At 61.1% G+C, this 18,786-nt stretch carries 18 protein-coding genes; 11 read left to right on the plus strand and 7 right to left on the minus strand.

Going from position 1 to position 18,786, the window contains the following annotated elements; all coding sequences use genetic code 11:
- Positions 1–326: 326 nt before the first annotated feature.
- The 3 genes from chvE (at position 327) to mmsB (ending at position 4,211) form a co-directional block, all read left to right on the plus strand.
- Positions 327–1,349, plus strand: a complete 1,023-nt coding sequence (gene chvE, locus AC1RBA_RS13860; protein WP_225243237.1) for a multiple monosaccharide ABC transporter substrate-binding protein — start codon at positions 327–329, stop codon at positions 1,347–1,349.
- A gap of 113 nt (positions 1,350–1,462) precedes the next feature.
- Positions 1,463–3,004 carry a multiple monosaccharide ABC transporter ATP-binding protein gene (gene mmsA / locus AC1RBA_RS13865; RefSeq protein WP_070288889.1) on the plus strand — a complete coding sequence of 514 codons (1,542 nt, stop codon included), beginning with the start codon at positions 1,463–1,465 and terminating at the stop codon, positions 3,002–3,004.
- Positions 2,994–4,211 carry a multiple monosaccharide ABC transporter permease gene (gene mmsB / locus AC1RBA_RS13870; RefSeq protein WP_070218940.1) on the plus strand — a complete coding sequence of 406 codons (1,218 nt, stop codon included), beginning with the start codon at positions 2,994–2,996 and terminating at the stop codon, positions 4,209–4,211. The genes mmsA and mmsB overlap by 11 nt, the downstream gene beginning before the upstream one ends.
- Positions 4,212–4,292: 81 nt before the next feature.
- Here mmsB and AC1RBA_RS13875 read toward each other — a convergent pair whose 3' ends face one another.
- From AC1RBA_RS13875 to AC1RBA_RS13885, 3 genes are all read right to left on the minus strand, one after another.
- Positions 4,293–4,808, minus strand: coding sequence for a hypothetical protein (locus tag AC1RBA_RS13875; RefSeq protein ID WP_070288890.1), 516 nt, complete (start codon positions 4,806–4,808; stop codon positions 4,293–4,295).
- A 120-nt stretch (positions 4,809–4,928) separates the two neighbouring features.
- A complete protein-coding gene (locus AC1RBA_RS13880; RefSeq protein WP_070288891.1) occupies positions 4,929–6,560 on the minus strand; it encodes an NAD(P)-binding protein in 1,632 nt (543 codons plus the stop codon).
- Complete coding sequence (locus AC1RBA_RS13885) at positions 6,560–8,071, minus strand: polyamine aminopropyltransferase (RefSeq protein ID WP_492418665.1); 1,512 nt, start codon at positions 8,069–8,071, stop codon at positions 6,560–6,562. Before AC1RBA_RS13885 ends, AC1RBA_RS13880 begins: the two co-directional genes overlap by 1 nt.
- A gap of 60 nt (positions 8,072–8,131) precedes the next feature.
- Between AC1RBA_RS13885 and AC1RBA_RS13890 the strand changes: the two genes are divergently transcribed.
- The 8 genes from AC1RBA_RS13890 to AC1RBA_RS13925 all read left to right on the plus strand — a co-directional run bounded on the left by AC1RBA_RS13890 (position 8,132) and on the right by AC1RBA_RS13925 (position 14,307).
- Positions 8,132–8,518, plus strand: a complete 387-nt coding sequence (locus AC1RBA_RS13890; protein ID WP_070288892.1) for a DUF350 domain-containing protein — start codon at positions 8,132–8,134, stop codon at positions 8,516–8,518.
- Positions 8,519–8,549: 31 nt separating this feature from the next.
- Positions 8,550–9,590 carry an SPFH domain-containing protein gene (locus tag AC1RBA_RS13895; protein ID WP_492418666.1) on the plus strand — a complete coding sequence of 347 codons (1,041 nt, stop codon included), beginning with the start codon at positions 8,550–8,552 and terminating at the stop codon, positions 9,588–9,590.
- Positions 9,591–9,610: 20 nt separating this feature from the next.
- Positions 9,611–11,074, plus strand: a complete 1,464-nt coding sequence (locus tag AC1RBA_RS13900; RefSeq protein WP_492418668.1) for a DUF4178 domain-containing protein — start codon at positions 9,611–9,613, stop codon at positions 11,072–11,074.
- The gene (locus tag AC1RBA_RS13905) at positions 11,071–11,247 is read left to right on the plus strand and encodes a hypothetical protein (RefSeq protein ID WP_175539277.1); all 177 of its coding nucleotides are present in this window, start codon (positions 11,071–11,073) and stop codon (positions 11,245–11,247) included. The genes AC1RBA_RS13900 and AC1RBA_RS13905 overlap by 4 nt, the downstream gene beginning before the upstream one ends.
- Positions 11,248–11,249: 2 nt before the next feature.
- Positions 11,250–11,615, plus strand: a complete 366-nt coding sequence (speD, locus tag AC1RBA_RS13910; protein WP_492418670.1) for an adenosylmethionine decarboxylase — start codon at positions 11,250–11,252, stop codon at positions 11,613–11,615.
- Positions 11,616–11,684: 69 nt separating this feature from the next.
- Positions 11,685–12,239 (plus strand): hypothetical protein, encoded by a 555-nt coding sequence (locus AC1RBA_RS13915; protein ID WP_070218932.1) that lies wholly within the window; start codon positions 11,685–11,687, stop codon positions 12,237–12,239.
- Positions 12,240–12,514: 275 nt separating this feature from the next.
- Positions 12,515–13,579 carry a ribosome small subunit-dependent GTPase A gene (gene rsgA / locus AC1RBA_RS13920; RefSeq protein WP_492418672.1) on the plus strand — a complete coding sequence of 355 codons (1,065 nt, stop codon included), beginning with the start codon at positions 12,515–12,517 and terminating at the stop codon, positions 13,577–13,579.
- Between the two features lie 140 nt (positions 13,580–13,719).
- On the plus strand, positions 13,720–14,307 hold the full coding sequence (locus AC1RBA_RS13925) for an HI_0983 family protein (protein ID WP_139143704.1): 588 nt from the start codon (positions 13,720–13,722) through the stop codon (positions 14,305–14,307).
- A 68-nt stretch (positions 14,308–14,375) separates the two neighbouring features.
- Here the strand turns inward: AC1RBA_RS13925 and AC1RBA_RS13930 are convergent, their stop codons facing one another.
- The 4 genes from AC1RBA_RS13930 to atpA all read right to left on the minus strand — a co-directional run bounded on the left by AC1RBA_RS13930 (position 14,376) and on the right by atpA (position 18,767).
- Positions 14,376–14,795, minus strand: coding sequence for a F0F1 ATP synthase subunit epsilon (locus AC1RBA_RS13930; RefSeq protein ID WP_065307860.1), 420 nt, complete (start codon positions 14,793–14,795; stop codon positions 14,376–14,378).
- 62 nt (positions 14,796–14,857) lie between these two features.
- Positions 14,858–16,258, minus strand: coding sequence for a F0F1 ATP synthase subunit beta (atpD, locus tag AC1RBA_RS13935; protein WP_034752705.1), 1,401 nt, complete (start codon positions 16,256–16,258; stop codon positions 14,858–14,860).
- A gap of 29 nt (positions 16,259–16,287) precedes the next feature.
- Positions 16,288–17,163 (minus strand): F0F1 ATP synthase subunit gamma, encoded by an 876-nt coding sequence (atpG, locus tag AC1RBA_RS13940; protein ID WP_070218929.1) that lies wholly within the window; start codon positions 17,161–17,163, stop codon positions 16,288–16,290.
- A 62-nt stretch (positions 17,164–17,225) separates the two neighbouring features.
- Entirely contained in the window at positions 17,226–18,767 is a 1,542-nt protein-coding gene (atpA, locus tag AC1RBA_RS13945) for a F0F1 ATP synthase subunit alpha (protein ID WP_034752701.1), read from the minus strand.
- Positions 18,768–18,786 lie beyond the last annotated feature (19 nt).

An 18,786-nucleotide genomic window follows, 5' to 3' on the forward strand; every position in this document is an offset into this window, starting at 1 on the left:
TGATGATTATTGGTATTGCAGCGCACAAAAAAAAGCCGCCGCCCGGCCTGCGCTCCCGCCCTGTCCGCAGGCGGGAAGGGGCACTATGGCGCATTGCATCAATTGGCCTATCGATATCGTTTTGGATATCGGCTATGCGAAAAAAGTGATTGGTGAGGGATGGATGGACAAACTAGTATCAGCCGTGGCCCGCAATCGGCCATTCGCACGGAGCCCGCCCGCTGGACGACGGCCCTGGCACATTCAACTATCGAAGACGGTGGAGACCTGAAATGAAAACAACAATGAAAATGCTGACCGCGAGCCTGGCGCTGGCCATCTCCGGCATGGCGGTAATGCCCGTGGCAAGCGCCGCGGACAAGGGCGCGATCGGCATCTCGATGCCGACCAAATCGTCCATGCGCTGGATCGCCGACGGCGACAACATGGTCAAGGTATTCAAGGAGCGCGGCTACAAGACGGACTTGCAGTTTGCCGACGACGATATCCCGAACCAGCTGGCGCAGGTGGAAAACATGATCACCAAGGGCGCCAAGGTGCTGGTGATCGCCGCCATCGACGGCACCACCTTGTCGAACGTGCTGCAAAAGGCGGCCGACAAGGGCATCAAGGTCATTTCGTATGACCGTCTGATCCGCGGCACGAAAAACATCGATTACTACGCCACCTTCGACAACTTCCAGGTCGGCGTGCTGCAAGCGGGCTATATCGAATCGGCGCTGAAACTCAAGGAAGGCAAGGGTCCGTTCAATATCGAACTGTTCGGCGGCTCGGCCGACGACAACAATGCGCACTTCTTCTACAACGGCGCGCTGTCGGTCCTGAAACCGTACATCGACAGCGGCAAGCTGGTGGTGCGCTCGAAGCAGATGGGCATGGAAAAGGTCGCCACCCTGCGCTGGGACGGCGCCGTGGCGCAGGCCCGCATGGACAACCTGCTCAGCGCCTACTACGGCAATGCGAGAGTCGACGCGGTGCTGTCGCCGTATGACGGCTTGAGCATCGGCATCCTGTCCTCGCTCAAGGGCGTCGGCTACGGCACGCCGAAACAGCCGTTCCCCGTCGTGACGGGCCAGGATGCGGAAATTCCGTCGGTGAAATCGATCATCCGCGGCGAACAGGCATCGACCGTGTTCAAGGACACGCGCGAACTGGCCAAGGTCACGGCCAATATGGTCGACGCGATGATGAGCGGCAAGACGCCGGCCGTCAACGATACCAAGACCTATAACAACGGCGTGAAGGTCGTGCCGTCCTACCTGTTGAAACCGGTCACCGTCGACAAGGCGAACTGGAAGCAGGTGCTCGTCACCGGCAGCGGCTACTACACGGAAGCGCAAGTGAAATAAGCATCCATGGTACTGAAGGCCCGGCATTGCCGGGCCTTTCGCTTCACGCACGATCAAGAACAAGACTGCCGCACGGCCGCTGCCCACCAGCGCGGCCGTGCCAGAGAGGTTATATGACGAACACTATCCTGGAAATGCGCGGGATACGCAAAACATTCCCGGGCGTCGTTGCGCTCGACAATGTCAACCTGCGGGTACGCAGCGGCGAGATCCACGCCATCGTCGGCGAAAACGGCGCCGGCAAATCGACCCTGATGAAAGTGCTGAGCGGCGTCTACGGCCATGGCAGCTATACGGGCGACATCGATTACCTGGGCCAGACGCGGCACTTCCGCAGCATCAAGGACAGCGAAGAAATCGGCATCATCATCATCCACCAGGAACTGGCGCTGGTGCCCCAGCTGTCGATCGCCGAGAATATCTTTCTCGGCAACGAGCCGGCCCGCATGGGCGTCATCGACTGGGAATACGCGCAAGCGAAGACGCGCGAACTGCTGCACAAAGTCGGCCTGAAGGAGTCCCCCGACACCCTGATCACCAACCTGGGCGTGGGCAAGCAGCAGCTGATCGAGATCGCCAAGGCGCTGTGCAAGGACGTCAAGCTGCTGATCCTCGACGAGCCGACGGCCAGCCTGAATGAAAGCGACAGCGCGGCCCTGCTCGACCTGCTGCTGGGCCTGAAAGCCCAGGGCATCGCCTCGATCCTGATTTCGCACAAGCTCAATGAAATCTCGCGGGTCGCCGATGCCATCACGGTGCTGCGCGACGGCAACACGGTCGACAGTTTCGACTGCCGCACGGAGCCCGTCAGCGAAGACCGCATCATCGAAAAAATGGTCGGGCGCGAAATGGCGGACCGCTATCCGCCGCGCACGCCCACCATCGGCGAGACCATTTTCGAAGTACGCGACTGGCGCGTCTTCCATCCCGAGCATGCCGACCGCCCCGTCATCAAGGGCATCAATCTGCACGCGAAAAAGGGCGAGATCATCGGCATCGCGGGCTTGATGGGCTCCGGGCGCACGGAACTGGCGATGAGCCTGTTCGGGCGCGCCTACGGCCAGCGCATCAGCGGCACGGTGCTCAAGCACGGCCAGGAGATCGACGTCAGCACCATCGGCAAGGCGATCGCGCACGGCCTCGCCTATGTCACGGAAGACCGCAAGGGCCTGGGCCTGATCCTCGAGGAAGACATCCAGAAGAACACCAGCCTGGCCAACCTGGACGCGATTTCGCGGCACATGGTGATCGACGAGCAGCGTGAATTCGGCGTGGCCGAGGAGTTCCGCCGCAAGCTCAAGACCCGTTGCTCGAGCGTGGCGCAGAAGGTGGTCAACCTGTCCGGCGGCAACCAGCAGAAAGTGGTGCTGGCGAAATGGCTGTTTTCGCGCCCCGACGTGCTGATCCTCGATGAACCGAGCCGCGGCATCGACGTGGGTGCCAAGTACGAGATCTACAGCATCATCAGCGAGCTGGCCGCCGAAGGCAAATGCATCATCATGATTTCCTCGGAAATGCCGGAATTGCTGGGCATGTGCGACCGGATCTATGTCATGAACGAAGGCCGCTTCGCGGCAGAACTGAGCGCGGCAGAAGCATCGCAGGAACGCATCATGCGCGCGATCGTTACACACGGAGAAAACAATGGACAATAAATTGACAGCAGGCGCGCCGGCGGCAGCAGCGCCAGCGGCCGCGCCGCAAGCGAAAAGCTATGCCGGCTTCTTGAAAAACAATATGCGCGACTACGGCATGCTGCTCTCGCTGATCGTCATCATGGGTTTTTTCCAGTACATGACCGACGGCACCCTGATGCAGCCGCTGAACCTGACGAACCTGGTGCTGCAAAACAGCTACATCGTCATCATGGCGCTGGGCATGCTGATGGTCATCGTGGCCGGCCATATCGATTTGTCCGTCGGCTCGGTGGTCGGCTTCGTCGGCGCGCTGGCCGCCGTCCTGATCGTCAACTACCACATGCATTTTGTCGCCGCCAGCATCCTCTGCCTGCTGGCCGGCGCCGTCATCGGCGGCGCGCAAGGCTATTTCGTCGCCTTCTTTAAAATTCCGTCCTTCATCGTCACGCTGGCCGGCATGCTGGTGTTCAAGGGCCTGACCCTGGCGCTGCTGGCAGGCCAGTCGGTCGGTCCCTTCCCGGAAGGCTTCCAGATGCTCAGCTCCGGCTTCCTGCCCGACCCGTTCGGCGGCGACAACCTGCGCGGCCTGTCGCTGCTGCTGGGCGTGATCGCCGCCGCGGCGCTGATCGTCACCTCGCTGCGCAGCCGCGCCAAGCAACTGAAACACGGCATGGAAAACGAGCCGCGCGCCTTCTTCCTGCTGAAAAATGCCATTTTCGCCGCCGTGATGGTGTATTTCAGCTACCTGCTGGCGTCGTACCGTGGTTTTCCCAACGTGCTGGCCGTGATGTCGCTGCTCATCGTCGCCTACACCTTCATCACCAACCGCACCGTGCTGGGCCGCCGCGTGTATGCCGTGGGCGGCAACGAAAAGGCGGCGCGCCTGTCGGGCATCAAGACGGAACGGGTCAGCTTCTACACCTTCGTCAACATGGGCATGCTGGCCGCGCTGGCCGGCCTGATCTTCGCGGCGCGCCTGAACACGGCCACACCGAAGGCGGGCACGGGTTTCGAGCTGGACGTGATCGCCGCCTGCTTCATCGGCGGCGCCTCGGCCTCGGGTGGCGTGGGCAAGGTGATGGGAGCCGTCATCGGCGCCTTCATCATGGGCGTGATGAACAACGGCATGTCCATCATGGGCATCGGCATCGATTACCAGCAGGTGATCAAGGGCCTGGTGCTGCTGGCGGCCGTGTTCATTGACGTGATTAATAAAAATAAATGAGAAGAACAAGGAAGCACAGGTTCGAGCCTTAGGGGGCTCTGGCCGGCGTTCGCGCCGGCCTTTTTTATTCCATTCACATCATCAATATGATTTCAGCAAGCCACCACGAAGCTTTCGCAACGAAAGATACCCACCACTGACCACGAAAACACCTTCCTCGTTCCTGATCTCGATATTGCCCTCATCCCAGCGCAGCAAGCGCGGCAAATTCTGCCGATAGATAACGATGCCAGTATGGCGCGCTTCCTCGACATAATGCATTTTTAACAGACGCACTTCTATTTCCCCAAGCATGCCAAGTCCATTATCCCGTACCTTGAATGCGGCCGGAAGGACGGCTATCAGCGAGAACGACGATCCTATCCCCGCCCCCAGCAATACCACCTCAAGTGGCGCCTTCGATTCACGATCCAGAGAAAAAAGATAAGTGATGGCTACCATGCATATCAGCAGGGTAACGATCCAGGAAGTTGCCTGGGCCTTGGATTGAAACAGCACAAAGTAGCGCCACTTTGCTAGCGGAAAGAAAATAGACGTGACACTACGGCGTATTTTTTCCATCCTGCCGTCCTCAAACCGATGCTTTGTCTGCTTCATTTTCGCTCCATTGTTAACACAAAAAGAAAGCTGTCCGCACAAGCGGTACAGCTATTTATTATGTTTTGGAAAAAAATGAAGAGGTTGACAGAAATCATCTAAGGCGACTTTTGCATCGCGTCAGACAGCCGCCAGCCGCGCCGCCCTATCCCCCCACCATGCCGCCTCCTCGAACACGGAAAAGCCCGACAAATCCGCATGCGCGAACAGGATGGCGCCGTCGTGCTCGCGCAAGGCCTTCAAGCCCGCGTTGCTGCGAAATCCCGGCAAGGGTGCCGCCATGGCGTGGCCACGCACGGTGATGTCGACGCGCTCGACGCAGCTGGCAAAATCGCGCCCATACGCCGTCTTTAAATCGATGCTGGCCAGCGCCAGCAGTTCTTCGGGGCTGGCCGTGTCGAGCCACTTGCGCGCTTGCTGCGGCGTGCGGTCGGACAGGGCCACGTAAGCGCTGAAGACGGTCTTCTCGGGCGGGCGCACGCGGATGTCCTGGTGGGTCGAGACGACATAGCCGAGGCCCGGTTCCTGGTACACCACGTTGTCCCAGCACAGGGGCGCATGCGACAGTTCGTCGGGAAAGCGTTTCAGTAAAAAATTCGCCACCATCCACGGCGCATACGCGGGCGTATCGCGTTTCGCGTCGAAGCCATACTCGGCGATGTTCTTCACCACGCGCGCCGCCACGTACAGCGGCATGGCGCAGATGGCCTTGCGCGCCTTGACCAGGTAGGTACGCGGCTGGCCGTCGACCAGCTCCAGGCACAGCGCTTCCACGCCCTGTTTTGTGGTGGTCACGGACACCACCGTGCCCGCATGGCGCCGGACCTTGGACGCCTGTTCCATGGCCGTGGCGACCGGCTGCATGCCGCCCGGCCAGGTCAGCCAGGCGCCATTGCCCGCGTTGGCCGCCTGGCCCCAGCGGCTGCAGTAGTAATGCAGGCCGGCCCAGGCCGAGACCTGGTCGTAGCGCGTGCCGTAATCGTCGCGGCAGCAGTAATTCAGATACCAGTGCAGGGTGGGCGAGGTATAGCCTTCGCGCTCCATCCACTGCTTCAAGGTGATGGTGTCGAGCGCCTGCCAGGCCGGATCTTGCGACGACTCCACGGTAGGAAAGACGAAGACGCGCTTGCCATCGTTGCCATGCGCCTGGCGCAAACGCCGCACCTCGGCAAAGAAGCGTTCATGCTGCGCCAGTTCCGCAGGCGGCACGCCTTCGGTGGGAATGAAGCCGTCCTGCCAGTGGCCGTTGAACAGCAATCGCTCTTCCGGAGCGTGCAGGATGTAGCGCTCGTCGTAATATGGCTTTTCCGCCTGCGGATCGCGCTGGATAATCCCCAGGTCGAACAAAATCTCTCGCACATGGGTCGATTCGGGCGACGGCAACGGCAGGTAATGGCCACCGGTCGGATAGGCCAGGTCGCCGAAGTGGCCGCCGGCCGCGTTGCCATACGGCTGCGGGCCATCGATCATGAGAAAATCCCTGTGCCCCAGCTTGTTCAAACGCCAGGCGGCCGTCAGGCCCGCGATGCCGGAGCCGAGGATGGCCACATCGGTCGTCAAGGTGCGTGCAGGCGGCGGCAGCGCCGTGCCCTCGCGCAGCAGCTTGCGCAAATAATGCCCCTCGCTGCGGCCCGGATACAGCACCTTGGGCGTGATTTCCTGCCAGCGCAGATACGCGGCGATGCTGCCGATGCCGGCGGCCGCCGCCGCGGTGCCGCCGGCGGCCCACAGCATGAAGGAACGGCGCTGCATCAGCGGATCACCCGGTTCCAGTCCTGCTCGAATTCATGCACGAGCGACTGGGTATTCAAGCGGTTCGGCGCCATGGGCAGCGACTGCATGTCGGGCGGGAAGATGAACATCTCGCGCGTGGTGTCCGCATTCAGGTAGCGCATCGGCAGGCGGTATTGCGTCGGCGGTGCGTAGTCGAGCTGGGGCGAGGCGAGGATAAAACCCCATTCGCCGAACGAGGGCACGTAGGCGTGATAAGGCCAGGTGCGCATGCCCACTTCGCGCAGGGTCGAATTGATGGTCCAGTAGGCGTGGGGGGCAAAGAACGGCGACGTCGATTGCACCACCATCAGGCCCTTGGCGGCAAGGTGTTTTTTCACCAGGTCATAGAACGGCACCGAGTACAGTTTGCCGAGCGCGAAGCTGGACGGATCGGGGAAATCGACGATGGCCGCGTCGAACATGTCGCCGTTGTTGCGCAGCCAGACGGCGGCATCGGCATTGACGACGGTGACGCGCTTGTCCGAGAACGAGTTGTTATTTAACTTTGCCAGTTCCGGGCGCGTGGTAAACGCGGCCGTCATGGCAGGATCGAGGTCGACCACGGTGACGTGTTCGATCTGTGGATAACGGAGGATTTCGCGCAGCGCCAGGCCATCGCCGCCGCCCAGCACCAGCACGCGGCGCGCCCACGGCAGCGCTTCGAGCACGGGGTGCACGAGCGCCTCGTGGTAGCGGTACTCGTCGCGCGAGGAAAACTGCAGGTTGCCGTTGATGTAGAGCCGCGTATCGTCCTTCCAGCGCGTGATCACCAGGCGCTGGTAGGGCGTGGTGGTGGAATACACGATCTGGTCGCCGAACAGGCCGTGCTCGCCCCAGGCCACCATGCGGTCGGACATGGCAAAGCCGGCGACCAGCACCAGCATCACGGCGCAGGCGCGCAGGAAGCGCCCCGTGAGGTTCTTCAGCTCCGCGCGGAACACGTAAATCGTCCACAGGCCCACGCCCACATTGAGCATGCCGAACAAAAAGCCCGTGCGCACCAGGCCCAGGTAGGGCGACAGCACCAGCGGGAACAGCAGGGAGACGGCCAGCGCACCCAGGTAATCGAAGGTGAGCACGCGGCTGACCAGTTCGGAAAACTCCGTCTGGCGCGAATTCAGGGCGCGCATCACCAGCGGCACTTCCATGCCGACCAGTGCGCCGATCAGGAACACCATCACATACAATAAGGTGCGAAATGGCGCGGCCATCCACGAGAACGTCATGAACAGGATGGCGGCCGACAAGCCGCCGATCAGGCCCACGGCCAGCTCGATGTCGACGAAGCGCGAGAGCACGTCGTCGTCCCGCACATACTTGGAAAAGTGGGCGCCCACCCCCATGGCAAACAGATAGCAGCCGATGATGGTCGAAAACTGCAGGATGGAATCGCCGAGCAGGTAGCTGGACATGGCGCCGGCGATCAGTTCATACGCGAGGCCGCAGGAGGCGACCACGAAGACGGACAAAATCAGAATCTTTTTGTTCATTGGACTTTTTTTTGTTCTAATATGCGTTGACGTTATCAAATACTCATTGCGAGGAAAGCCGTGCCCGCCATCCTAAACTATCTGATCCATCTTATACTGGCCGCCGCGCTGCTGATTGCCTTTTTTATCATCTACACGCGCGTCACGCCGTATAACGAAGTGCTGCTGATCCGACAGGGCAACCAGGCGGCGGCCCTGTCGCTGGGCGGCGCGCTGCTGGGCTTTTCCGCCACCATCGCCTCGTCCCTGATGCACACGGCCGACTACCAGCAATTCTTCGCCTGGGCCTTCGGCGCCATGGTGGTGCAATTGCTCGCGTATGTGGTCACCACGCGCCTGCTGCGCATGTCGAAGGATCAGATCGAATCGAACAACAGCGCCTTCGGCGGCCTGCTGGGCGCCATCTCGCTGTCGATCGGCGCCATCAACGCCGCCTGCATTTCCTGACACCGCTTTATCTTATTCAAGGACATCCATCATGAGCCTCGGCAGCTTTATCAAGAAGCAGTTTATCGACGTACTGCAGTGGAACGAAGAGACGGAAGGCGTGCTGGCCTGGCGCTTCCCCATGCACGATTTCGAGATCCAGAACGGCGCCATCCTGAATGTGCGCGAATCGCAGGTCGCCGTCTTCGTCAATGAAGGCAAGATCGCCGACGTCTTCGGTCCCGGCACGCACAAGCTGACGACGCAAACGTTACCGTTGCTGACCAACCTGAAAAACTGGGACAAGCTGTTCGATTCGCCGTTCAAGTCGGACGTGTATTACTTCAGCACGCGCGTGCAGACCGGCCGCAAGTGGGGCACGCCGCAGCCGATCACCATCCGCGACAAGGATTTCGACATGATCCGCGTGCGCGCCTTCGGCATGTATTCGTACCGCATCGCCGACGCCCGCACCTTCTTCACCGAGATCAGCGGCACGCGCGAAGTCTATACGCGCGACGAGGTGGAAGACCAGTTGCGCGGCATTCTGATGTCGAGCATGGCCAGCTCGCTGGGCGGCGCGAATGTCCCCTTCCTCGACATGGCGGCCAACCAGGCGCTGATGGCGCAAGAGGTCAAGGATGGCCTGGCGCAGGCGTTTGCCCGCTACGGCGTGGGCCTCGATGAATTCAACGTGGCCAGCATCAGCCTGCCCGAGGAATTGCAGGCGGCGCTCGACGAGCGTATTTCCGCCGGCATGAAGGGCGGCCTGGGCGCCGACAAGATGAGCGGCTACACCAAATTCCAGGTGGCCAACGCGATCCCGCTGGCGGCGCAGAACGAGGGCGGCATGGCCGGCATCGGCGCGGGCCTCGGCGCCGGGCTGTCGATCGGCCAGGTGATGGCGCAAAGCATGGGCGGTGCGCTGCAGCAGCCCGCCCCGGCCCCCGCTCCGGCGGCGCCACCGGCACCCGCGGAAGAACCGATCGAGGCGCGCCTGGAAAAACTCAAGGGTTTATTGGACAAGGGACTCATTTCGCCCGCCGACTACGATGGCGCCAAGGCTGAACTGCTGAAAAAACTGATCGGCTGATTAGGGCGAAATACGACTGCATGCAAACTGTTTCCTGTCCCAGCTGCGGCGCGGAAGTGCATTTCCGCTCGCATGCTTCCGTGCTCGCCGTGTGCGAGTACTGCCACAGCACCATCCTCAAGGACGCCGATTCCGTCAGGGACGTGGGCAAGATGTCGGCCGTCCTGGAAGACTATTCGCCGATCCAGATCGGCACGGCCGGCGTGCACGACGGCGTGCACTTCACCGTCGTCGGGCGCATCCAGCAGCGCTACAGCGCCGGCACGTGGAACGAGTGGTATCTGCTGTTCGACGACGCCAGCACGGCGTGGCTGGGCGACTCGTCCGGCCTGTACACGCTGACGCGCGAGCGCGGCACGCAGGACGCACTGCCCGCCTTTGGCGAGCTGGCGCCGGGCAGGCGCTACACGATCTGCGGCGAGCCCTATACGGCCGCCGAGATCCGCAACGCCGAGTGCATCGCCGGCCAGGGCGAGCAGCCCTTCAAGGTGGGCGCCGGCTGGCGCATCCAGGTGGCGGATTTCCGCAACTACGCGAGCTTCGTCACGCTCGACTACACGGATGGCCCGCAACCGGTCGTCTACCAGGGTGTCGCCGTCACCCTGGACAGTTTGCAGTGCCAGCTGCTGCGCGACGACGAGGCCATCGCCAGGAGCGCCGGCAAGTACCGCGGCAAGCTCGATGCGCTCGACTGCCCCTCCTGCGGCAGCGGCATTCAATATGTGCCGGGTGCGGCGGCGCAGCTCGTGTGTCCCGCCTGCCACGCGCAGCTCGACGCCAGCGGCCCGGAAGCGCAGGTGCTGGCCATCGGCAAGCAGGTGCACGAGAACGCCGACATCACGCTGGAACTGGGCGCCAGCGCGAAGATCAGCAATGTGGATTTCACGGTGATCGGCATGATGCGCCGCGCCGACGACGAGGGCAGCGAGTGGAACGAATACCTGCTGTACAACGCGCGCGCCGGCTTCTTCTGGCTGGTGGAAACGGACGAGGGCTGGTCGCGCTCGAACGTGCTGCCGAACTGGCCCAGCTGGGCCTCGCTGGACGCCGCCAGCTGCACGCTCGATGGCGCCACCTACCGCAAACTGTATGACTACGGCTCGCAGGTCGTGTATGCGGCCGGCGCCTTCAACTGGAAGGTGGCCGTCGGCGACAGCACGCGCGTCTATGAATTCGAGCAGGGACAGACCAAGCTGGCGGCGGAACTCACGAGCGAGGAAATGACCTGGTCGCGCTCCGCGCCCGTCGCCTACGACCAGATGGCCGCCTGGTTCGGCGCCGCCTTCCATGGCGGCGACCAGGTGCGGAATATCCAGCTCAGTCACCGCGGCATCGCCAAGGTCTTCATCGTCATCGTGCTGGTCTTGAATGCGATCCCCATGTTCGTGTCGTTCTCCAGCACCTTGATGTGGAGTTTGCTGGGCTGCCTTGCGCTGTTCCTGCCCGCCGTTTTCCTCGACAAGAATGCAAAGAATCCCCCATGAGTAAATACGTGATCTACGCCCTGATGGTGACCTTCAGTGTCACGGCCGCCAACTGGGTGCGCATGTTCAAGGTGGCCGGCAGCGGCAGCAGCGGCGGCAGCAGCTGGAGTTCGCGCACGGGCAGCGGCGGCGGCAGCTATGGCGGCGGCTCCAGCGGCGGCAGCCACAAATAAGCATGGCGTCCGCACCGCATCTGCCACTGGGCATCCATCTGCTGGCCGACCTGTCGGGCATCGCCCCGGAACGCCTGCGCGACTGCGCCGCGCTCGAGCGCCTGCTGCGCGACGCTGCCATCGCGGCCGGCGCGCAAGTACTGCACGGCCATTTCCACAGCTTTGGCCCGGGCCAGGGCGTCACGGGAGTGCTGCTGCTGGCCGAGTCGCACATCTCGCTGCATACCTGGCCCGAAGTGGGCTTTGCTGCCGTCGACATCTTCATGTGCGGCGCGGCCCGGCCGCAGCTGGCGCTGGACATCATCCAGGCGGCGCTGCAACCGGCGCATTGCCAGCTGCAGTCCGTGCGGCGCGCCCCGCCCGGGTAGGCCTGGCGTCGCTGGTGGATCGCGCGGGGATCGCTTACACTGTCGGCTGATCCCCCAACCGTGACTCCCATGCGCCGTTCCGCCCTCCTTGCCCTGCCCCTGCTGCTGCTGGTTTCCGCCTGCGATGACTACACGGCGCCCAGCCTGTACCAGGCCACCACGCCCGAGTGCAAGACGTGGACGGATGGCTCGCGTTTCGAACTGCCGCGCGGTATCAGCATCTACGCCACGCCGCCTGTCACCCTGAAGGAAGGCGGCACGGAGCTGGCGCTGATTTTTACCTTGCCCGTCGGCACCCAAGCCAGTTTTACGCGCCTGTCCTTCCTGCTGGAAGAACCGAAAAAGCCGCCTTTCGCGGAAGCCAAGATACTCACCATTTACCAGCGCGGCATGAACCAGAAGGCGGAGATCGTCGACGTCATCGAGCAGTTGCCCATCATGTTTGCCGCCGTCGGCAACAGCAAGGAAACCCAGTGGCGCTTGCGCCTGCAACTGCCGCGCCAGCTGCCGCAGCGCTTTGATCTGTCCATGCCCGACATGCTCGTCGGCGGCAAGCGCTACCCGGTACGCACGTTTACGTACCGCTATTTCCCCGAACGCCAGGCATACGGCATGTGCAGCTGAACCACACCGTCCATTGACGGCAGTGCGTGCCGCTGGCACACTGGCGTTTTCCATCACACAACAGGAGTAGACAACATGCGCCATTCGGATACTGCCGTGCTGTCGGCTGCCTGATCACTGTATTTCCCGGCTAAGCCCCTTAGCCCGCAATTCCCCATACGCGTGATCGCGTAGCCGACTTCCCCTTCTTTCGTGCCAGTCATCGCGACTGGCGGTGCCTGCACGCGCAGGCTACACGTCCGCACGCGGACGACAGAATTTGGAATCACGCTACCATGATCGCATTCGATTTTGCGCAACTACGCCTTATCGGGCTGCAGCAGGCCATCGCCAGCGCAGCCACCCAACTCGACTTATCTTCCCCCGCCGCGCAGCTGATGCGCGTGAGCTCCGTGCACCGCGACAGCATCGGCGTGCACGACGGCAGCCTGGAACAGCCGGCGCAGATCCTGCCGCGCCTGCTGCACGCGCTGCTGGAACACGACACCATCCTTGCTGTCGGCGACTGGATCGCCGCCGAACCCGATCTTCACGGCGCGCTGTGGATAACGGCGCACTTATCCCCAGTCACGCAGATCGCGCGGCGCGGCAATGACGGCCGGCGCCAGGTGCTGGCCAGCAATGTCGACACGGCCCTGCTGGTGATGGGACTCGATGAGGATTTTAATCCGCGCCGCCTGGAGCGTTATCTGGCCATCGTGCTGGCGGCCCAGGTCAGCCCCGTGGTGGTGCTGAGCAAGGCCGACGTGGCCGACGACGTGCCGGGCAAGCTGGCGCTGCTGAAACAGCGCCTGCCGCCCCACGTCCCGCTGTTCGCCATCGATACACGCCATGCGTATGACGTGGCCATCCTGGAACCCTGGCTGGGTGCCGGCCAGACCCTGGTACTGCTCGGCTCATCGGGCGCGGGAAAGTCCAGCCTGACCAATACCTTGTGCGCGGCGGATCAAGCGACCAACGGCGTGCGCCATGGCGACGGCCGCGGCCGGCACACGACAACGGCCCGCTCGCTGCACCTGTGTGCGGATGGCGCCTGCATCATCGACACGCCGGGCTTGCGCAGCTGGCGCGCCGACGCCGATGCGCAGACCCTGGCGGCCACGTTCGACGACATCGCGGCGCTTGCCGCAACGTGCCAGTTCCGCGATTGCCAGCATGCCAGCGAACCCGGTTGCCAGGTGCGTGGCGCCGTCGACGGGGACCGCCTGCGCAACTATCACAAGCTGCTGCGCGACGCACGCCGCAGCGAGGAGACGCCGCTCGAGCGCAGCGCAGCGCGCGCCAAGTGGAAAGTGACGATGAAGGCCTTCAGGCAACGTGACAAGGATGGAATGGCGTGAACAGCCGAGCCACAGCCAGGATGCTGGAATATATCAAAGTTGCAATTGAGAAATATGCAAGGTATAGTCAAATGCACTACCAACAGAGATGCCCCGCACGCAATGCGCGCGGTCCGCCAACCATGACATGAGGATGCACTGTGTTCAAGGGAAAAACCGTTTTACTACTGAGTACATTGTCAGCTTGCCTGTTCGCCAGCAGCTCGCTGTTCGCGCAGAAGCTGATCGTGCCGCAAGAGATTCACCATGCCGACAAAGTCTACACGCTGGCGTTTACCGCGCCGCAGGGTCGCAACAGCAAACGGGCCTTGTATGAATATACGACGAATGGCGAAGCGGTGGAAAAATGGAGCAGCCTGATTACCATACTCTACGAAGGCAATTCCAAGACCGATCCCTTGGACTTCTCGGCCGCCCTGCTCAAGTCGCTGGCAGCCACCAAGCCGGAACCCATTTCCTCCGTCACTGTCGAGAACGGCCACGTGCTGATGCGGTCGGTATATGAACCGGATGCGGCCAACCCCGTGTATGAATCGAACGTCAGCAAGAGCTTTCATGGCGCTGCCGCCTGTGGTGGCCTGCTGCAGTTTCAATATGCGGTAAAGACACCGGCGGGCGCGGACCAGTCAGCGGCGGGCAGGCAGGCTAGCCTGAAGCTGGTCAATGAGGGCAATGCCAGCCTGGCTGCCCAGTTGCGCGATAGCGCCTGGCAGCCAAGCTGCGAATAAGCCAAGCGGCTGAAGCATAAAAAAGGCAGCCCGCAGGCTGCCTTCTTGTATTACTGCATGCGAGCAAATTAATGCTTGCGCAGCTTCTGGATCGCTGCCAGCTGCGCAATCGCGCTGGCCAGCTCGGCTTGCGCTTGCGCGTAGTCGATGCCCGAATCCTTGTTGTGGATATTTTCTTCCGCCAACTTCTTCGCTTCCAGCGCTTTCGCTTCGTCGAGGTCGTGACCGCGGATCGCGGTATCGGCCAGGACGGTCACGGTATCCGGTTGCACTTCCAGCAGGCCGCCGGCAACGAAGACGAACTCTTCTTCAGCCTGGCCGACTACCTTGATGCGGACCGCGCCCGGACGGATGCGGGTAATCAAAGGCGTGTGGCGTGGGTAGATACCCAGCTCGCCCTGTTCACCCGGCAACGCGACGAATTCTGCTTCGCCTGAAAAAATCAGTTCTTCAGCGGAAACCACGTCAACGTGAATTGTGTGTGCCATGTGTGTCCTATCGGGTTGAAGAACCCCGCCGTCTAACGGGCGGGGTTAGGCCCAGACTTAACTTAGTTAAGTTTCTTGGCTTTTTCGATTGCTTCTTCGATCGTGCCGACCATGTAGAACGCTTGTTCCGGCAGGTGATCGAGTTCGCCCGAAGCGATCATTTTGAAGCCCTTGATCGTGTCTTTGAGCGAAACGTATTTACCAGGCGCGCCGGTAAAGACTTCAGCGACGTGGAAAGGCTGCGACAGGAAACGCTGCATCTTACGTGCACGGGCAACCAGCAGTTTGTCTTCCGGTGCCAGCTCGTCCATACCCAGAATCGCGATAATGTCGCGCAATTCCTTGTAGCGTTGCAGGGTCGTTTGCACGGCACGCGCGGTGTCATAGTGCTCTTGACCAACGATCAACGGATCGAGCTGACGCGAGGTCGAATCCAGCGGGTCCACGGCTGGGTAGATACCCAGGGAAGCGATGTCACGCGACAGCGCAACGGTCGAATCCAAGTGAGCAAACGTGGTAGCAGGCGACGGATCGGTGTAATCATCGGCTGGAACGTAGACGGCCTGGATCGAGGTGATCGAACCGGTCTTGGTCGACGTAATACGCTCTTGCAGACGGCCCATTTCTTCCGCCAGGGTCGGTTGGTAACCCACAGCCGACGGCATACGGCCCAGCAGTGCCGACACTTCGGTACCGGCCAGCGTAAAGCGGTAGATGTTGTCGACGAAGAACAACACGTCCTTGCCTTCATCACGGAACGATTCAGCGATCGTCAGGCCGGTCAGCGCGACGCGCAGACGGTTACCTGGCGGTTCATTCATCTGACCGTAGACCATCGCCACTTTGGAGTTCTCCGGGTTTTCCAGATCAACCACTTTCGCGTCAGCCATCTCGTGGTAGAAGTCGTTACCTTCACGGGTACGCTCACCGACGCCGGCGAACACGGACACGCCGCTGTGCGCCTTGGCGATGTTGTTAATCAGTTCCATCATGTTGACGGTCTTGCCTACGCCAGCGCCGCCGAACAGACCAACTTTACCGCCTTTTGCAAACGGGCACACCAGGTCGATCACCTTGATGCCGGTTTCCAGCAGTTCTTGCGATGGCGACAGTTCGTCGTATGCGGGAGCGGTGCGGTGGATCGACGCGATCTGCTCGTGCGACACGGGGCCGCATTCGTCGATCGGGTTGCCCAGCACGTCCATGATGCGACCCAGGGTTGCTTTACCGACTGGCACCATGATAGGTTTGCCGGTGTTCTGGATCATCATACCGCGACGCAGGCCATCGGACGAGCCGAGTGCAATGGTACGGACAATGCCGTCGCCCAACTGCTGTTGTACTTCCAGGGTCAGTTCCGAGCCTGCCATCTTCAAGGCATCAAATACCTTAGGCATCGCGTTGCGGGGAAACTCAACGTCCACCACAGCGCCGATACACTGAACGATTTTGCCATCAGCCATGTTCGTTCCTTCAATATAGTTAAATTCGTTTAAACCGCAGCCGCACCGGCGACGATTTCGGAGAGTTCTTTGGTAATCGCAGCTTGGCGGGTCTTGTTGTAGATCAGCTTCAATTCGCCGATCACACTACCCGCGTTGTCGCTTGCAGCTTTCATCGCGACCATCCGTGCCGATTGCTCGGACGCCAGATTCTCCGCGACTGCCTGGTACACCAGCGCTTCTACATAGCGCTCCAGCAATTCGTCGATGATGCTTTGTGCATCCGGCTCGTAGATGTAATCCCACGAGTGTGCGCTCTTGTCGGCGACCATTTTGTCAGCCGTCAACGGCAGCAACTGTTCGACCACTGGTTCCTGCTTCATCGTGTTGATGAATTTGGTGTAGCACAGGTACACTGCGTCGAGCTTGCCAGCCTGGAATTCTTCGAGCATGACCTTGACAGGTCCGATCAATTTATCCAGGTGCGGCGTATCACCGGTTTGAATGGCAGAGGCGACGATCTTGACGCCGATGCGATTCAAAAAACCCAAACCCTTGTTACCGATGGCAACTGCTTCAATCCGGTTGCCAGCTGCTTCCAGCTCGCGCGACTTCGACGTCACCTGGCGCAGGATGTTGGTGTTCATGCCGCCGCACAGACCTTTGTCGGTCGTGACAACGATGAAACCCACTGCCTTCGCTTGCGTACCCTGGGCAACTGCCAGGAACGGGTGCGTGTATTCCGGATTGGCGTTCGCCAGATTGGCGGCGATATTCCGAATCTTGTCACTGTAGGGACGAGCGGCCCGCATCCGGTCTTGCGCCTTGCGCATTTTGGACGCGGCGACCATTTCCATCGCCTTGGTGATCTTCTTCGTATTCTCTACGCTCTTGATCTTGCCTCGTATCTCTTTGCTTGATGCCATGAGTCCTTACTCCTTCTGCGCGTAGGGCGGCGCCTCACTCGAGGCGGGCGCCGCCTGGCCGCTTAATATGCGCCGGATTTCTTGAAATCAGCAATGGCCGCCGACAGAGTTGCTTCGCTGTCTTTGTCGAGTTGCTTGGTTTCTTCGATCTTGGCCAGCAGAGCAGCTTGCTTGGTCTTCATGTAAGCGTGGACACCAGCTTCGAACGACAGCACTTGCTTGACTGGCACGTCGTCCATGAAGCCTTTGTTCACCGAGAACAGCGATACGGCCATCAGCGAGATCGACAGTGGCGAGTATTGGGCTTGCTTGAGCAATTCCGTTACGCGGGCACCACGGTCCAGCTGCTTGCGGGTCGATTCATCCAGGTCCGAAGCGAACTGCGCAAACGCGGCCAGTTCACGGTACTGCGCCAAGTCGGTACGGATACCGCCGGACAGGTTTTTGATGACCTTGGTCTGGGCGGCGCCACCGACGCGCGATACGGAAATACCGGCGTTAATCGCAGGACGGATACCGGCGTTGAACAGCGAGGTTTCCAGGAAGATCTGACCGTCGGTAATCGAAATCACGTTGGTTGGAACGAATGCGGACACGTCGCCAGCTTGCGTTTCAATGATCGGCAGTGCCGTCAGGGAACCGGTCTTGCCTTTGACGGCGCCGTCGGTGAACTTCTCGACGTAGTCGGCGTTCACGCGTGCTGCGCGTTCCAGCAGGCGGCTGTGCAGGTAGAACACGTCGCCTGGGTACGCTTCGCGACCTGGTGGACGGCGCAGCAGCAGCGAGATTTGACGGTATGCAACAGCTTGTTTGGACAGATCATCGTAGACGATCAGTGCATCTTCACCGCGGTCACGGAAGTATTCGCCCATGGCGCAACCGGAGTACGGCGAGATGTATTGCATGGCGGCCGATTCCGAAGCGGAAGCGGCGACAACGATGGTGTATTCCATCGCGCCGTGCTGTTCCAGCGAGCGCACGATGTTCTTGATCGACGAGGCTTTTTGGCCAATCGCGACGTAGATACATTTCATGCCCTGGCCTTTTTGATTGATGATCGCATCAATCGCCACGGCCGACTTGCCGGTTTGACGGTCGCCGATGATCAGTTCGCGCTGGCCGCGGCCAACGGGAACCATCGCATCGATCGACTTCAGGCCGGTTTGCATTGGTTGCGAAACGGATTCACGGGCGATCACGCCCGGAGCGATTTTTTCAATCGCGGCCGTCAGTTTGGTCTCGATGGCGCCTTTGCCGTCGATCGGCTGGCCCAGCGCGTTGACTACGCGGCCGAGCAGCTCAGGACCGACTGGCACTTCCAGAATGCGGCCGGTGCATTTCACCGTGTCGCCTTCGGAGATGTGCTCGTAGGCACCCAGAATCACGGAACCGACGGAGTCGCGTTCCAGATTCATTGCCAGGCCAAACGTGTTGCCTGGGAATTCCAGCATCTCGCCTTGCATCACGTCCGACAAACCGTGGATGCGGCAGATACCGTCGGCGACGGAAATAACCGTGCCTTGATTACGCACTTCAGCGCCGCCGTCAAGACCTTGGATCCGGCTCTTGATCAACTCGCTGATTTCAGATGGGTTGAGTTGCATACTAACTCCTAAAAGTGTT

The sequence above is a fragment of the Janthinobacterium sp. GW823-FHT03B06 genome (assembly GCF_058796955.1).

Coding starts and splice junctions, on each gene's coding strand:
- mmsB (WP_070218940.1), top strand. CDS start 2,994: ATGGACAATAAATTGACAGCAGGCGCGCCGGCGGCAGCAGCGCCAGCG.
- AC1RBA_RS13905 (WP_175539277.1), top strand. CDS start 11,071: ATGAGTAAATACGTGATCTACGCCCTGATGGTGACCTTCAGTGTCACG.
- atpD (WP_034752705.1), bottom strand. CDS start 16,258: ATGGCTGATGGCAAAATCGTTCAGTGTATCGGCGCTGTGGTGGACGTT.
- AC1RBA_RS13915 (WP_070218932.1), top strand. CDS start 11,685: ATGCGCCGTTCCGCCCTCCTTGCCCTGCCCCTGCTGCTGCTGGTTTCC.
- rsgA (WP_492418672.1), top strand. CDS start 12,515: ATGATCGCATTCGATTTTGCGCAACTACGCCTTATCGGGCTGCAGCAG.
- AC1RBA_RS13900 (WP_492418668.1), top strand. CDS start 9,611: ATGCAAACTGTTTCCTGTCCCAGCTGCGGCGCGGAAGTGCATTTCCGC.
- speD (WP_492418670.1), top strand. CDS start 11,250: ATGGCGTCCGCACCGCATCTGCCACTGGGCATCCATCTGCTGGCCGAC.
- AC1RBA_RS13885 (WP_492418665.1), bottom strand. CDS start 8,071: ATGAACAAAAAGATTCTGATTTTGTCCGTCTTCGTGGTCGCCTCCTGC.
- atpA (WP_034752701.1), bottom strand. CDS start 18,767: ATGCAACTCAACCCATCTGAAATCAGCGAGTTGATCAAGAGCCGGATC.
- AC1RBA_RS13875 (WP_070288890.1), bottom strand. CDS start 4,808: ATGAAGCAGACAAAGCATCGGTTTGAGGACGGCAGGATGGAAAAAATA.
- chvE (WP_225243237.1), top strand. CDS start 327: ATGGCGGTAATGCCCGTGGCAAGCGCCGCGGACAAGGGCGCGATCGGC.
- mmsA (WP_070288889.1), top strand. CDS start 1,463: ATGACGAACACTATCCTGGAAATGCGCGGGATACGCAAAACATTCCCG.
- AC1RBA_RS13880 (WP_070288891.1), bottom strand. CDS start 6,560: ATGCAGCGCCGTTCCTTCATGCTGTGGGCCGCCGGCGGCACCGCGGCG.
- atpG (WP_070218929.1), bottom strand. CDS start 17,163: ATGGCATCAAGCAAAGAGATACGAGGCAAGATCAAGAGCGTAGAGAAT.
- AC1RBA_RS13895 (WP_492418666.1), top strand. CDS start 8,550: ATGAGCCTCGGCAGCTTTATCAAGAAGCAGTTTATCGACGTACTGCAG.
- AC1RBA_RS13930 (WP_065307860.1), bottom strand. CDS start 14,795: ATGGCACACACAATTCACGTTGACGTGGTTTCCGCTGAAGAACTGATT.